The sequence below is a fragment of the Aeromicrobium sp. genome (assembly GCF_023146395.1).
Taxonomy (GTDB): Bacteria; Actinomycetota; Actinomycetes; order Propionibacteriales; family Nocardioidaceae; genus Aeromicrobium.
In genome coordinates, this window is record NZ_JAGLCD010000001.1 from 197,275 (window position 1) to 211,238 (window position 13,964).

14 protein-coding genes and 1 tRNA gene are annotated in these 13,964 nt (G+C 71.6%); 11 read left to right on the plus strand and 4 right to left on the minus strand.

The features are described 5' to 3' along the window. Window positions 1–6: 6 nt before the first annotated feature. From KAG51_RS00940 to KAG51_RS00975, 8 genes are all read left to right on the plus strand, one after another. Complete coding sequence (locus tag KAG51_RS00940; RefSeq protein ID WP_290579672.1) at window positions 7–1,287, plus strand: glutamate-5-semialdehyde dehydrogenase; 1,281 nt, start codon at window positions 7–9, stop codon at window positions 1,285–1,287. A 40-nt stretch (window positions 1,288–1,327) separates the two neighbouring features. Further along, window positions 1,328–1,483, plus strand: a complete 156-nt coding sequence (locus KAG51_RS00945; RefSeq protein WP_290579674.1) for a hypothetical protein — start codon at window positions 1,328–1,330, stop codon at window positions 1,481–1,483. Beyond that, window positions 1,480–2,133: a nicotinate-nucleotide adenylyltransferase gene (gene nadD, locus KAG51_RS00950; protein WP_290579709.1), complete on the plus strand. Its 654-nt coding sequence runs from the start codon at window positions 1,480–1,482 to the stop codon at window positions 2,131–2,133. Before KAG51_RS00945 ends, nadD begins: the two co-directional genes overlap by 4 nt. Next, window positions 2,130–2,483: a ribosome silencing factor gene (rsfS, locus tag KAG51_RS00955; RefSeq protein WP_290579676.1), complete on the plus strand. Its 354-nt coding sequence runs from the start codon at window positions 2,130–2,132 to the stop codon at window positions 2,481–2,483. Before nadD ends, rsfS begins: the two co-directional genes overlap by 4 nt. Before the next feature lie 13 nt (window positions 2,484–2,496). Continuing rightward, complete coding sequence (locus KAG51_RS00960; RefSeq protein WP_290579678.1) at window positions 2,497–3,141, plus strand: histidine phosphatase family protein; 645 nt, start codon at window positions 2,497–2,499, stop codon at window positions 3,139–3,141. A gap of 65 nt (window positions 3,142–3,206) precedes the next feature. Continuing rightward, window positions 3,207–3,279, plus strand: a tRNA-Ala gene (locus KAG51_RS00965). 160 nt (window positions 3,280–3,439) lie between these two features. Then, window positions 3,440–3,970 carry a VanZ family protein gene (locus KAG51_RS00970; RefSeq protein WP_290579680.1) on the plus strand — a complete coding sequence of 177 codons (531 nt, stop codon included), beginning with the start codon at window positions 3,440–3,442 and terminating at the stop codon, window positions 3,968–3,970. Window positions 3,971–4,040: 70 nt separating this feature from the next. After that, a complete protein-coding gene (locus KAG51_RS00975; protein ID WP_290579682.1) occupies window positions 4,041–4,424 on the plus strand; it encodes a DUF1304 domain-containing protein in 384 nt (127 codons plus the stop codon). A gap of 9 nt (window positions 4,425–4,433) precedes the next feature. Here the strand turns inward: KAG51_RS00975 and KAG51_RS00980 are convergent, their stop codons facing one another. Continuing rightward, window positions 4,434–5,573, minus strand: a complete 1,140-nt coding sequence (locus KAG51_RS00980; protein ID WP_290579684.1) for an MFS transporter — start codon at window positions 5,571–5,573, stop codon at window positions 4,434–4,436. A gap of 61 nt (window positions 5,574–5,634) precedes the next feature. Continuing rightward, window positions 5,635–6,996: an SLC13 family permease gene (locus tag KAG51_RS00985; RefSeq protein WP_290579686.1), complete on the minus strand. Its 1,362-nt coding sequence runs from the start codon at window positions 6,994–6,996 to the stop codon at window positions 5,635–5,637. Between the two features lie 227 nt (window positions 6,997–7,223). Between KAG51_RS00985 and KAG51_RS00990 the strand changes: the two genes are divergently transcribed. Further along, window positions 7,224–7,649, plus strand: coding sequence for a YciI family protein (locus KAG51_RS00990; RefSeq protein WP_290579687.1), 426 nt, complete (start codon window positions 7,224–7,226; stop codon window positions 7,647–7,649). Between the two features lie 4 nt (window positions 7,650–7,653). Then, window positions 7,654–8,922, plus strand: a complete 1,269-nt coding sequence (locus KAG51_RS00995) for a sigma-70 family RNA polymerase sigma factor (RefSeq protein WP_290579688.1) — start codon at window positions 7,654–7,656, stop codon at window positions 8,920–8,922. Between the two features lie 119 nt (window positions 8,923–9,041). On the opposite strand, the gene nemA is transcribed toward KAG51_RS00995, so the two are convergent. Next, a complete protein-coding gene (gene nemA / locus KAG51_RS01000; RefSeq protein WP_290579689.1) occupies window positions 9,042–10,133 on the minus strand; it encodes an N-ethylmaleimide reductase in 1,092 nt (363 codons plus the stop codon). 30 nt (window positions 10,134–10,163) lie between these two features. Further along, complete coding sequence (locus KAG51_RS01005) at window positions 10,164–11,774, minus strand: ATP-binding cassette domain-containing protein (protein WP_290579691.1); 1,611 nt, start codon at window positions 11,772–11,774, stop codon at window positions 10,164–10,166. Between the two features lie 285 nt (window positions 11,775–12,059). Here KAG51_RS01005 and KAG51_RS01010 point away from each other — a divergent pair, with 285 nt between their 5' ends. Next, on the plus strand, window positions 12,060–13,943 hold the full coding sequence (locus KAG51_RS01010; RefSeq protein WP_290579693.1) for a TIGR03767 family metallophosphoesterase: 1,884 nt from the start codon (window positions 12,060–12,062) through the stop codon (window positions 13,941–13,943). Window positions 13,944–13,964 lie beyond the last annotated feature (21 nt).

The window sequence follows — 13,964 nt, forward strand, 5'->3', positions numbered from 1 at the left end:
CCGCGCATGAGCCTGCGGTCCCACGACGCCCCCACGACGGTCCGCGACGCGGTGCACGCGACGGCGCGGCGGGCCCGAGAGGCCTCTGCCACGCTCGCGACCGCCACGCGCGCGACCAAGGACGCCGCGCTCCTCGCGGCGGCCGACGCCTTGGTCGAGGCCACGGACCGCATCGTCTCGGCCAACGACCTCGACGTCGAGGCCGCGCGGGCCTCCGGCACGGGGGAGAACGTCGTCGACCGGTTGCGCCTCGACCCGGCCCGGGTCGCCGCGTTCGCGCAGGGGGTGCGCGACATTGCGACGCTGCCGGACCCGATCGGTGAGGTGGTGCGCGGATCGGTGCTGCCCAACGGCCTGCGACTGACGCAGGTCCGGGTGCCGATGGGCGTGATCGGCATGATCTACGAGGGCCGGCCGAACGTCACGGCCGACGCCGCCGCGATCTGCCTCAAGGCGGGCAGCGCGGTCGTGCTGCGTGGCTCGGCGTCCGCCGCGCGCTCCAACGCCGTCATCGTCGATGTCATGCGGGGCGCGATCGAGCGGACGGGCCTGCCGGCCGACCTGATCTCGCTCCTGGCGAGCGATGACCGCGCCTCGGCGACCGAGCTCATGCGCGCCCGTGGCCTGGTCGACCTGGTCATCCCGCGCGGCGGTGCCGGCCTGATCCGCGCCGTGGTGGAGGAGTCGACCGTGCCGGTGATCGAGACCGGCACCGGCAACTGCCACGTGTACGTCGACGCCGAGGCCGACCTGGCCATGGCGCTCGACATCGTGGTCAACGCCAAGACCCATCGCACGAGCGTCTGCAACGCCGCGGAGTCGCTGCTCGTGCACCGTGACGTCGCCGACGCGTTCCTGCCCGAGGTCGTCCGTGCCCTGCGCGACCACGGTGTCCTGATCCACGGCGACGACGCCTTCCGGGCGACCGACCCGGCCGTCGTGCCGGCCACCGACGACGACTACGCCACGGAGTACCTGGACCTGGAGATCTCCGCTCGCGTGGTCGAGTCGGTCGACGACGCGATCGCGCACGTGCGGCGGTTCTCCTCCGGCCACACCGAGGCGATCGTCACGCGATCGGCGACGACGGCCCGCCAGTTCACGCTCGGCGTCGACTCGGCCGCGGTCATGGTCAACGCCTCCACGCGGTTCACCGACGGCGGTGAGTTCGGCTTCGGGGCCGAGATCGGCATCTCGACCCAGAAGCTGCACGCACGCGGTCCGATGGGTCTGCAGGAGATGACCACCACGACCTACGTCGTGGAGGGTGACGGCCACGTGCGCTGACCGCGGCGTGGCGGCCCGAGGGCGCTGGTAGATTGTGCGCATGCTTTCCACGATCTTGGTCGCCGCTGCCGAGCACTCCGAGCACGCCGAGGAAGCCGCCGTCAACCCGTACATCATCGGTGCGGTGGCGCTCGGCATCCTCTTCTCGCTGCTGTTCATCCTGCTGGCCTTCGGCAAGGGCCGCGAGCACACCTGAGCACGAACCACGCCCCGCTCCGGCCTTCTGCCCCACGGCGGAGGGTCGGTGTCATGGGTGGCACGTTCGACCCCATCCACCACGGCCACCTCGTGGCCGCCAGCGAGGTGCAGGCCACGTTCGGGCTGGACGAGGTCGTCTTCGTCCCCACGGGCCAGCCCTGGCAGAAGGTCGACCGTGAGGTGTCGCCGGCCGAGCACCGCTACCTGATGACCGTGATCGCGACGGCGGCGAACCCGCGTTTCGAGGTCAGCCGGGTCGACATCGACCGCAGCGGCCCGACCTACACGGTCGACACCCTGACCGACATCGCTCGGCAGCGCCCGGACGCCGACCTGTTCTTCATCACGGGGGCCGACGCCATGGCGCAGATCCTCACCTGGCGCGATCACGACGAGATCTTCGAGCTGGCGCAGTTCGTGGCGTGCACCAGGCCGGGGCACGACCTGGACGAGTCGATGCTCGCCCACCTGCCGCAGGACCGGGTCACGGTGCTCGAGATCCCGGCCCTGGCCATCTCCTCGACCGACTGCCGCGACCGCGTCCGCAGCGGCCAACCCGTCTGGTACCTCGTGCCGGACGGCGTCGTCCAGTACGTCGCCAAGCACGAGCTCTACGCCTCCACCGACCAGGGAGTTCCCACCGCATGACCGCCACCGAGCTCGCCCTCGACCTGACCCGCATCGCCGCGGCCGCCGCGACCGAGAAGTCGGCCACGAACCTGCGTGCGTTCGACGTGTCCGACCAGCTCTTCATCACCGACGTGTTCCTGATCTGCTCGGTCACGAGCTCCACGCAGGCGCGCGCGGTGCAGGACGAGGTCGAGGACCGGCTCCGCGAGCGTGGCGCGAAGGCCGTGCGCCGCGAGGGCGCCCGTGAGGGGCGCTGGATCCTGCTCGACTTCACCGACATCGTCGTGCACGTCCAGCACGTGGAGGAGCGGGAGTTCTACGCCCTCGAACGACTGTGGCGCGACTGCCCCGAGCTCTCGGTCGCATGACGGGCGCTGACCGATGAGCCGGCAGGTCATCGTCTGGCGCCACGGGCGCACGGAGTGGAACGTCGCCGGGCGGGTCCAGGGACAGACCGACACCCCGCTGGACGAGGTCGGGGTGCAGCAGGCCGAGGCGGCTGCGCTGCGCCTGGCGGCCCTGGAGCCGCACCGCATCGTCTGCAGCGACCTGCAGCGGGCCCGCCACACGGCCGAGGCACTGGGTCGGGTGGCCGGCGTCGAGGTCGAGCCCGACGCGCGGTTCCGGGAGATGAACTTCGGCGCGCGTGAGGGACTCACGTGGCAGGAGTCGTTCGAGAAGTTCCCGGACGCGATGCGGGCCTGGATCGGCGGAGACGAGACCCAGATCCCCGACACCGAGACGCACCTCGAGGCGGGGGAGCGGTTCGCTGCGGCCCTGCACCAGGAGCTCGAGAGCCTCCCCGCCGACGCGACCCTCGTCGTGGTGGCCCACGGTGCCGTGATCCGCACGGGGGTGTGCTCCTTCCTGGGGTTCCCGCAGGCCACGTGGCGCACGTTCGGCGCCCTGAGCAACTGCTCGTGGTCGGTGCTCACCGAGTCCGGACCCCCGCAGCACCGCTACTGGCGGCTCACGGAGTGGAACGCGGGCACGTTGCCCGAGCCGGTCATGACCGACGACGACTGACCCGGTTTGGTGCTCGCGGGGGGCATCTACTAAGGTTGGTGATCGGCCTTCGGGTCACCCATCACGGGGCATTGGCGCAGTTGGTAGCGCGCTTCCATGGCATGGAAGAGGTCAGGAGTTCGAATCTCCTATGCTCCACTCGTCGTCGAGGGCCCCACTCATGTGGGGCCCTCGACGTTTTGCTGTGCCGCGTGGGCCCTCGGCGACGGAGTCGCCTGTGTTCTGCTCGTCATCGAGGGCTCCACACGGCTGAGGCCCTCTCATGGGCCGCGAAGTCTGAGCTGAAGGAGCGGGTCGAGTGTTTCGTGAGGTCCCGGTTCTCCCGGTCGTGATTCCCCTCGCCGTCGCCTCCCTGGTGGCGATGCTGTGGCACCTGCGCCGACGCGCCATGCTCACGGTCCCCCGTGCCGCTGTGGCCGTGGTGCTGTGCGTGTACGTCGCCGGGGTCGTGGCGAACACCGTGTTCCCCGTCTACCTGGACAAGCCCGGCGGACCTGGTCACTGGGCGGTCTACCTCATGCCGTTCGCGGACTACGGGCTCGGCGACGCCGTGACGAACGTCGTCGTGTTCCTGCCGGTGGGGGTGCTGGTGACGCTGCTGCTGCCCCGGGCCTCGTGGTGGGGGATCGTCGGCATCGCGACAGCCTTCAGTCTCCTGATCGAGGGGACACAGCTCGTGACGGCACGCTTCCTGGCCGGTGGCCACGTCGCCGACGTGAACGACCTGATCTTCAACGTCGTCGGCGCCGTGCTCGGTCTGGGCGTGTACTGCGGACTGGTCCGGATCTCGCCGATCGCGGCCGTCGTCGAGCGGTTCCGCTGGCGCTGAGCGACTCTCCTATGCTCCAGGTGCCCGTTGCGCGCCTCCAGGGGAGCGTGTCCCGACCCAGGAGCTCTCCATGATCATCGCCGGACTCGTCCTCGCCAGCGCCGCGGCGCTGCTCCACGTCTACATCTTCTATCTCGAGTCCGTCGCGTGGACCACCACGGCCCGTGGCGTCTTCGGCACGACGGCCGCGCAGGCCGAGGCGACGAAGGAGATGGCCTTCAACCAGGGCTTCTACAACCTGTTCCTCGTGGTCGTGACCGTGGTGGGCGTCGCGCTCGTCGCGGCCGATGAGCGGGCCGCCGGCGCGGCCCTGGTGCTCGCTGGCGCTGGCTCGATGACCGCCGCAGCAGCGGTCCTGCTGATCTCGTCGCCCGACAAGCGCCGTGCGGCGCTCACCCAGGGCGTCCTCCCGCTGCTGGGCACGGTCGCGGTGGTCGTCGGCCTGCTCGCCTGACGGCGGCGCCTAGGTCGAGGGCAGGCGCCGGGCCAGGAGCGTCGTGACGGCTCCGGCGAGCACCAGGACGCCGAGAGCGGCCTGCAGGCTGACGAGGTCGGACACGCCGCCGATCGCGGGTGAGGTGACGAGGAACCCGATCCGCATGAGCCAGCCGAGGATCGCGATGCCCGTTCCCTCGGGGAGCCCCGGCAGGCGTCCGGCCGCGGCGAAGGCCGCCGGCACCAACGTCGCACTGCCGAATCCGGCCAGGGCGAATCCGGCGAGCACCAGCGGGTACCCGGGCGCCGCCACGACCAGGACGCCGCCCGCGGCGATCAGCAGGCCGCCGGAGCGCGCGACGGGGGAGCGGCCCCAGCGGTCGGTCATGGGGTCGCCGAGGAGTCGTCCGACGAACTGCGCGCCGATCGCGACGGTCAGCCCGAGGCTCGCCACGGCGGCCGGTGCGGCGGTGTCGCGGGCCAGGTAGAGCACCGACCAGCTGTTGGCGACCTCCTCCGCGGTCGTGCCGGCCACGGCCAGCGCGACCAGCGGCAGCAGCAGGCGCCACGGACGATGCGGAGAGGCGTCGGACCCACCCCGTGCGCGGTCCTGCTCGGCGCGCAGGTCCTCCCGCACGTCCGGCGGGACCACGGCGAGCCGGCACGCGACGACGGCCACGACGGCCCAGATCGCGCTGTTGGCGATCATCTGGGTCGAGATCGAGACGTCCGCGGCGACCGCGCCGGCCCCGATCAGGCCGCCGGTCGCGGCCCCGATCGACCACAGGGCGTGGAACGAGTTCACGACCGATCGCTCGCGCCACTGCTCGACCAGTACCCCTTGGACGTTCTGGGCGGCGTCGACGACGGCATCGGTGGCCCCCGCCACGAGCATCGCGACGACGTACGCCGCGACTCCCAGGCCCGCATCGGCACTGACGCCCGCCATGGCCATCCCCGCCGCGAGCGCCACGGATCCGGAGGCGTTGGTGCGCAGGGTCCCGAAGCGCCGGATGACGCGTCCGGCGAGCGCGGCGGCGAGCAGCGCCCCCATGGGAAACGCCACCACGACGAGTCCGAACTCGCTGTTGCTCAACGAGAACGCGGCCTTGATCTCGGGGTACCGCGGGAGCAGGGCGGCGAACAGGACGCCGTTGGTGAAGAACATCAATGACACCCCGACGCGAGCTCGCCCGGGGGACGGGACGCGGGGGGAACGCATCAGCGCGCTACAGGACCAGCGCGAGCACGATGACCGGCGGCAGGGACACGAGCGAGGCGATGCTCGTGACCATCGTCATGGTCTTGAGGGCGCCCTGCGTCGTCAGATTCAGCAACGACTTGAACATCCAGAAGAAGTTGCTGTTGACCTGCAGGGCGAACATCGCGCCCGACGCGATCGCCAGACCGATCGCGACCGGCGCGACACCGGTGGAGCCCACGACGGGCGCGATGATGCCGGCCGCCGCGATGGCCGCGACCGAGACCGAGCCGATGGCCAGGTGCAGCACGGCGGCGATGAACCAGGCCAGCAGGATCGTCACGACGACCGGTGCGCCCGCGTCCGCCGAGAACAGGCCGGCGAGGGTCTGGTCCATGCCGGTGGCCGAGATGACCTCGCCGAGCGATCCGCCGATGCCGGTGATCAGCAGGATCTCGCCGGTCGTCCTGAAGCCACCGGAGAGCGCCTCGTCGGTGCGGTCCCGGCCCGACTTCCAGCGCGAGAGCGTGTAGGCCCCGAGCAGTCCGATGAAGAGGGCCACCGTGGCGTTGCCGAGGAATCCGATGAGGGGCGTCGAGAAGCCGCGGACGTCGGCGACGGCACCGAACGCGATGAGCACGAGCGGCACGAGGATCGGCAGGAGCAGCACGCCCAGCGGCAGGCCGGAGTCCAGGTCGTCGGCCGCCTGGACCGCGGCATCGTCGTTGGTGACGGCGTCGACGTCCTCGATCGCCTCGGGCTCCTCGTCGGTCCTGGGGTTCCAGTAGCGGGTGCGCAGCAGGACGGCGAACAGCAACGTCGTGGCGATCGCGGTGATCGGCCCCAGGAAGATCCCGTAGACCAGGTACTCGCCGAGCTTGACGTCGAGCAGGCTCGCGATCGAGACGGCGGCCAGGCCCGGGACGACGAAGACGTAGCCGGCGAAGATGCCGGCGCCGATGGCCCCGGAGAGCAGGGCCAGGCCGTTGCGGCCGACGTGGGGCGCCGAGGTGCGGGCCAGAGGGGCAGCGAGCACGACCTGCACGTCGACGTAGATCGACGGAAAGATCGTCGACAGCGCGGCCGTGAGGGCGTACGGGAGTCGTCGAGGTCCGACGACGCGCAGGAGGGCGCGCACGAGCATGCGGAACGCCCCGAGCGAGTGCAGGAGTGCCCCGATCGCGACACCGAAGCCGATCAGGAGGCCGACCTTCGCCATGATGTCGCCGAAGCCGAAGGTGATCGCCGTGACGGTGTCGGCGAAACCGACGCCGGCCGCCAGGCCCAGGTACAGGGACGAGATGATCAGCGAGATCACCGGGTCGACCTTCACCACGATGATCAGGCCGATCGCGAGCACGATCGCGATCGCGGTGTGCAGGACTTCCATGCAGATCCCCCTCGGTGCGGACGCGGATCGCGCTCCGTTGCTGCGATCCGGGTCACACCCTGCCAGAGTGCCTGGATACGCGGGAGTAGCCATAGGCGACGTCGCGGGGCTGTCGCGCGGGAGGCCTTCCGTGAAAAAATTCCGGTGACCGTGTCGATCTGGCGCCGTCCCGTTCGACGTGAGGGTGAAGGGCGAACCGATCGCCCCACATCGCAAAGGGGAAGACCATGAGCAAGTACATGCTGATCATGCGGAGCACGGCCGAGGCGCTCGAAGCCTCGAAGGACATGGACTTCGAGGAGATCATCAACGCGATGGGCGCGTACAACGAGTCGATGATCAACGCCGGCGTCATGGCGGGCGGCGACGGACTCGCCGATCCCTCGGAGGGCGTCGTGGTCGACTTCTCGACCGAGGACCGCATCGTCACCGACGGGCCGTACGGCGAGGTGCACGAGCTGTTCAACGGCTTCTGGATCCTGTCGGTCTCCTCCCAGGAGGAGGCGGTCGAGTGGGCCAAGCGGGCTCCCCTCGGTCCGGGGTCGAAGCTGGAGATCCGCCGGATCACCGACGAGTCGGACTTCGAGGAGTTCGCCGACAACGAGTTCATCCAGAAGGAGGCCGGGTGGCGCGAGCAGCTCGGCACCGACTGAGCGCATGAGGTCCTCGGGGTCGTCGCCCGCGCCGGGGAGCCTCGCCCGGACCGTCGACGCCGTCTGGCGGATCGAGGGGGCGAAGGTCGTCGCCACGGTCGCGCGCATGACGGGGGACCTCGCGCTGGCCGAGGACCTGGCCCAGGAGGCCGTCGCCGAGGCCCTGGAGCAGTGGCCCGAGGCGGGGGTCCCGCGGAATGCGGCGGCGTGGCTGACCGCGGTGGCCAAGCGCCGTGCGATCGATTCCTTCCGCCGACGCGAGCGGCTCGACGCCCGTCACGCAGCGCTGGCGCACCATCTCGAGGAGTCGGCGGAGCAGGTGTGGGAGCCGATCGCCGACGACGTCCTCCGCCTCGTCTTCACAGCCTGCCATCCCGTGCTCTCGCGGGAGGCTCAGGTGGCGCTGACGCTGCGGGTCGTCGGCGGGCTGGCGAGCGATGAGATCGCCCGGCTGTTCCTCGTGCCGACCACGACGATGCAGCAGCGCATCGTGCGGGCCAAGCGGACCCTGACCGAGGCGCGCGTGCCGTTCGAGGTGCCCGACCACACCGAGTGGTCGGCACGCCTGGGTGCGGTGCTGACCGTCGTGTACCTGATCTTCACCGAGGGCTACGCCGCGACCTCGGGGGAGCGGTGGGTGCGCCGCGAGCTGGCCGACGAGGCGCTGCGGCTCGGGCGGCTCGTCGGGGCCCTGGTACCCGGGGAGCCGGAGCCGTGGGGGCTGCTCGCCCTGATGGAGATCCAGTCCTCCCGCTTCGCCGCGCGGATCGAAGCCGCGGGAGCCCCGGTGCTGCTGGCCGACCAGGACCGCCGGCGCTGGGACCTGAGCGCCATCGGCCGCGGTCGGGCGGCGCTCGCCCGCGCCGATGCGCTGGGACGCGGGCGAGGTCCTTACGCGTTGCAGGCGGCGATCGCCGAGTGCCACGCGACCGCGCCCTCGGTCGACGCGACCGACTGGGAGCGCATCGTGGTGCTGTACGAGGCCCTCGGCCGCGTGGCGCCCAACCCCGTCGTCGACCTCAACCGCGCCGTGGCGGTCTCGATGGCCCGCGACGCGGCCACGGCCCTGGTGATCGTCGACGAGCTCGTGTCGGCCGGTGCGTTGCCGGGCTCGCACCTGCTGCCGAGCGTGCGCGGTGAGCTGCTGGCCCGCATGGAGCGCCACGCCGAGGCGCGGACCGAGCTGCTCGCCGCCGCCTCCCTGGCCCGCAACGAGCGCGAGCGAGCCGTGCTGGAGGCCAAGGCCGCCGCGCTGCCGCGCCCCGCGGGCTGAGGCAGCGCACGCCCGACGCCGGCAGGACCTCAGGATGTGGACACGTCGGCACCGCTCCAGGCCCGGATCGGGTGCGGACGTGTCCACATCTGGTGGTTCGAGGGGTGGTCGGGCGCGGGTCAGGCGAGGGCGGGGTAGTCGGTGTAGCCCTCGGCGCCACCGCCGTAGAAGGTCGACGGGTTCGGCTCGTTGAGGTCGGCGCCCTGCTGCAGGCGCTGGGCAAGGTCCGGGTTCGCGATGTAGGAGCGGCCGAACGCGACGGCGTCGATCAGTCCGGCGTTCAGGAGCCGGTCGGCCTTCTCGGTCGTGTAGGCACCGGCGCCCACGATCGGCCCGGGGAACGCCTCGCGCAGCGAGGTGCGGAACTCGTCGTCGAGCGCCGGGCCGCCGGCCCAGTCCGGCTCGGAGAGGTGCAGATAGGCCAGATCGCGCGTGGCCAGCTCGCGGGCGAGGTGCAGCCCGGTCTCCCCGCCGGTGAGGTCGTCGAGGCCGTTGAACGAGCCGATCGGCGAGATCCGGATGCCGACCCGGTCGGCGGACCAGGCGCCGACGACGGCGTCGACGACCTCGAGCGCGAGTCGCACCCGGTTCTCGAGCGAGCCGCCGTACGCGTCGTCGCGATGGTTGCTGACCTCGCTGAGGAACTGGTGCAGCAGGTACCCGTGGGCCCCGTGGATCTCCACCGCGTCGAAGCCCGCCTCCTGGGCGCACACCGTGGCGTGGCGGAACTCCTCGATCGTCCGCGCGATGCCGTCGGCCGTCAGGGCCTGCGGCGTGGGGCAGCTGACCCGCTCGGGCCGGCCGTCCGCCCCGCGCACCGTGGTGCGGTTGCGGTACGGCTCGGCCGAGGCCGACACGGGCGGCTCGCCGCCGTGGAACGACTCGTGCGAGACGCGCCCGACGTGCCAGAGCTGGGCGGCGATCCGTCCACCGGCCGCGTGCACGGCGTCGGTGATGCGACGCCACCCGGCGACCTGCTCCGCGGAGTAGATGCCCGGGGTGTCCATGTACCCCTTGCCCCACGTCGAGACCTGGGTGCCCTCCGACACGATCAGGCCCGCCCCCGCGCGCTGCACGTAGTAGTCGAGCATCAGGTCGTTGGGCACGTCGCCGGGCGGCGTGGCCCGCATGCGGGTCAGGGGTGCCATCAGCACCCGGTTGGGGAGCGCGAGGGCTCCGAGGGTCACAGGGGAGAACAGGCTCGTGGTCACGTGGTCATTCAACCTCCTGGCTGCGGGGGACTATTCCGCCGCTCCTGGCTCCGACACCTCGACGAGCCCACCCTCGGTGAGCTCGACCCAGCGGTCGATCCCGAGCCGGGCGAGGAACGCGTCGTCGTGGCTCACGACGAGCAGTCCCGAGCGGCTCGACGCGAGTGCCGACACCAGGGCCTCGATCGAGTCGAGGTCGAGGTTGTTCGTCGGCTCGTCGAGCACGAGCAGCTCGTGGGCCGGATCGGCCAGCAGGAGCCGTGCCAGGGCGACGCGGAATCGTTCGCCGCCGGACAGGGTTCCTACGGGGCGCGTCACCTCGGCGTCGCGCAGCAGGAACCGCGCCAGCTGTCCCCGGACGCGACCAGGTGGGGCCTCGGGGCAGGCCTTGCGGACGGTGTCGAGGACGGTGAGCGCGTCGTCGAAGTCGTCGAGCCGCTGGTCCAGGTGGCCGATCCGGTCGGTGAGGGCGAGCGCGTGGGGGCCGCCGTCGGGAGCCGCGTCGTCGACCAGCTGGCGCAGGAGCCGGGTCTTGCCGATGCCGTTGCGTCCGAGCAGGGCGATCCGCTCGGTACCCCGGAGCTCGACCATGGTGTCGCCGCTCGTCAGTGCGACGAGCCGGCGCCGCGGTGAGACCCGCGGGTCGGGAAGGTCGACGCGGATCGTCCGGTCCTCGCGCACCGCGCCGGCCGCCGTCGCCACGGCGTCGCGGGCGTGGTCGACCCGATCCTGCTGGGTGCCGCGCACCTTGGCCATCGAGTTCTCGGACTGGAACTTGCGCGTGTTGGCCAGGATCTTCGGCACGCGCTTCTCGCGCGCTGCCGTGGCCCCCACGTTGCTGCGATGGGCCAGACGCGTCTCGACCTCCTGGCGCTGTCGCTTCTCGGCGCGCAGCTTCTGCTCGGCGGTCCGCAACGCCTGCGCGGCGGCCTCCTGCGCGCTCGCCAGGTGCTCGCGCCAGGCGGTGAAGCCCCCGCCGAACGTCGTGAGGCCACCCGCTCGGAGCTCGGCGGTCGCGTCCATCCGGTCCAGCAGGGCGACGTCGTGGCTCACCACGATCAGCGCGCCGGGCCAGGCTGCCACGAGGTCGTGCACGCGCGCCCGGGTCTCGCGGTCGAGGTTGTTGGTCGGTTCGTCGAGCACCGTCACGTCGGCCGGTGCCCGTCGCAGCCCGGTGAGGGCCGTCAGGACGATCTCCCCGCCGCTCAGGGTCGTGAGCGGTCGCTCCAGCGCGAGGCGGTGCAGGCCGATCCCGGCGAGGTCGGCAGTACTGCGCTCGTGCACGTCCCAGTGCTCGCCGACGGCGTCGAAGTGCGCCGGGTCGGTGCTCCCGGACTCGATCGCCGCGAGCGCCGCGACGACCGCCCGGACCCCGAGGAGGTCGGCGACGGTCGCGCCGGCCAGCCGGTGGACGAACTGGTCGAGGTGCGCCACGGTGCCGTCGACCGTGACCGATCCGGAGTCGGGGACGAGCGTGCCGAGCACGAGGCGCAGCAGCGTGGACTTGCCCACGCCGTTGACGCCGACGAGCCCCGTCCGGCCGCGGCCGAACGTGCCAGAGACATCGGCCAGCACGGGTGTGCCGTCAGGCCAGGAGAAGGTGAGGCCGTCGAGGATGACGGCGGGGTGGGTCGAGGACATGAGGCTCGCAGGTGGTCAGTCGAGCGCTGACCGTGGAGCCCGTCCTGCGAGAGGCGGGTGGATCGACGACGTCAGCGCGTGGAACGCGGCAGATGACGATCGGCGAGCAGCACCTGAGCACCTCTTCGTGGGGCAGTGGGACCCGTTCATGGTACGGCGCGCGGACGGGCCTGACCGCCTCGGCGCCCGCGGCGACACCGGCCGGACCGACAACATTTCGCCTCGCCGACCGTGACCTGGGTCACGTTCTGCCGTTGAGGGGGCGTGGACATCTCCCGTCGTTCCGTGATCCAGAGGGGCGCCCTCGGCGCCGTCGTCGTGGTGGGCAGCCAGGTCCTCGGGCCGCTCGCCGCTCGGGCCGTGTCACCCGCCCGGGTGGCCCTGGGGCAGTCCGGGACGCTCGCCCGCAGCACCCTGCAGTCGACCTTCGCCGTGAGCGGCCCGAACGCGCGGGGCTACCGCAGCGTCGTGATCGCCGCTCCGGACCCGCACGTGGTGCGCACCGACCTCGGCATCGCGGCGGGAGCCGGGCGGGCCGCCAGTCGGGTGCACCAGGCCACGTTCGTGCAGCTGAGCGACGTGCACGTCGTGGACCACCAGTCGCCGGCGCGCCTGGAGTGGTTCGACCGTTTCGACGACCCGGGCACGTCGGGCGCCCCGACGATCGGCCTGTTCAGCTCGGCGTACCGCCCGCAGGAGATCCTGTCGGCGCAGGTGGCCGAGGCCATGGTGCGAGCGATCAACGCGCTCGGCGCGGGACCGGTGCTCGGCGCGCCGTTGCAGTTCGCGATCCAGACCGGCGACAACTCCGACAACAGCCAGCTCAACGAGGTGCGGTGGAACATCGACGTCCTCGACGGGGGCACGATCACCCCCGACAGCGGCGACCCGAGCCGGTACGAGGGCGTGGCCGACCAGGACGCGTTGACGTATGACACGCACTACTGGCATCCGGACGGGTCCCCGACGGGACGGGCCGACGACGACTACCGGGGCGACTTCGGCTACCCGACCGTGCCCGGTCTGCTCGACGCCGCTCGGGCCACGTTCGACGCCGAGGGCCTGAACGTCCCCTGGTACTCGGTGTTCGGCAACCACGACGGGCTCGTGCAGGGACTCTTCCCGGCCGGCGCCGTGCCGTTCGGGCTGATCTCGACCGGCAACCTCAAGGTCGTCTCGCCCCCGCTCGGGGTCTCGCAGGCGAACCTGCTCGACGCCGTCACGCGGCTCGACCTCGGCATCCTGCTGCAGGGCCTGAACCTCGGGGTGGGGGCCCGCCTCGTGACGGCCGACCAGAACCGCCGTCTGCTGACTCGCCAACAGGTCGTCGAGGAGCACTTCGCGACGAGCGGCAGCCCGGTGGGTCACGGCTTCACGACGCAGAACCGCTCGGCCGGGACGGCATACTACACCTTCGACCGCGGCAACGTGCGCATGGTCGTGCTCGACACGGTCAACCCCAACGGGTACTCCGACGGTTCGCTCGACGACACCCAGTTCGCCTGGCTCAAGCAGGTCGTCGACGCCACGACCGACAAGGCCGTCGTGGTGTTCAGCCACCACACCTCGGACTCGATGGGCAACCCGCTGCAGGGCCTCGGGGGTGACGTCCGGACGCGGGTCCTGGGTCCGGCGGTCGTGAGCTACCTGCTCGGCAAGCCGCAGGTCATCGCCTGGGTCAACGGCCACACCCACAAGAACCGCGTCATCCAGCATCCGCGGGCCGACGGCTCGGGCGGCTTCTGGGAGATCAACACCGCGGCGCACATCGACTTCCCGCAGCAGGCCCGGGTCATCGAGATCGCCGACAACGGTGACGGCACGTGGTCGATCTTCACCACGCTGCTCGACCACGCCGCACCCGCGTCCTTCGACGGCGACCTGGACAACCCGGTCTCGTTGGCGGCGCTCTCGCGCGAGCTCTCGGCCAACGACCCGCAGTCCGATCTCGCGACGGCGCGGGGCGACGTGGGCTCGCGCAACGTCGAGCTGCTCGTCCAGCGGCCGCCGGGCGTCGGCGGTGCGGGCGTGACGGTGCCCGGCACGGTCACGACGCCCGCTCAGACCTCCCCGACGAGCCCCGCCCCGGCGCCCCTCGCGGGCCTCCAGGGCGTGCTGACGTCGCTCCTCAACACCCTCACCGGCGGACTGTTCGGCCTGCGGCGCTAGGTGTGATGTCCAGTCACGTTG

Coding starts and splice junctions, on each gene's coding strand:
- KAG51_RS00995 (WP_290579688.1), top strand. CDS start 7,654: ATGAGGTCCTCGGGGTCGTCGCCCGCGCCGGGGAGCCTCGCCCGGACC.
- KAG51_RS00985 (WP_290579686.1), bottom strand. CDS start 6,996: ATGGAAGTCCTGCACACCGCGATCGCGATCGTGCTCGCGATCGGCCTG.
- KAG51_RS00945 (WP_290579674.1), top strand. CDS start 1,328: ATGCTTTCCACGATCTTGGTCGCCGCTGCCGAGCACTCCGAGCACGCC.
- KAG51_RS00960 (WP_290579678.1), top strand. CDS start 2,497: ATGAGCCGGCAGGTCATCGTCTGGCGCCACGGGCGCACGGAGTGGAAC.
- rsfS (WP_290579676.1), top strand. CDS start 2,130: ATGACCGCCACCGAGCTCGCCCTCGACCTGACCCGCATCGCCGCGGCC.
- KAG51_RS00980 (WP_290579684.1), bottom strand. CDS start 5,573: ATGTTCTTCACCAACGGCGTCCTGTTCGCCGCCCTGCTCCCGCGGTAC.
- KAG51_RS01005 (WP_290579691.1), bottom strand. CDS start 11,774: ATGTCCTCGACCCACCCCGCCGTCATCCTCGACGGCCTCACCTTCTCC.
- KAG51_RS00940 (WP_290579672.1), top strand. CDS start 7: ATGAGCCTGCGGTCCCACGACGCCCCCACGACGGTCCGCGACGCGGTG.
- KAG51_RS00975 (WP_290579682.1), top strand. CDS start 4,041: ATGATCATCGCCGGACTCGTCCTCGCCAGCGCCGCGGCGCTGCTCCAC.
- KAG51_RS00990 (WP_290579687.1), top strand. CDS start 7,224: ATGAGCAAGTACATGCTGATCATGCGGAGCACGGCCGAGGCGCTCGAA.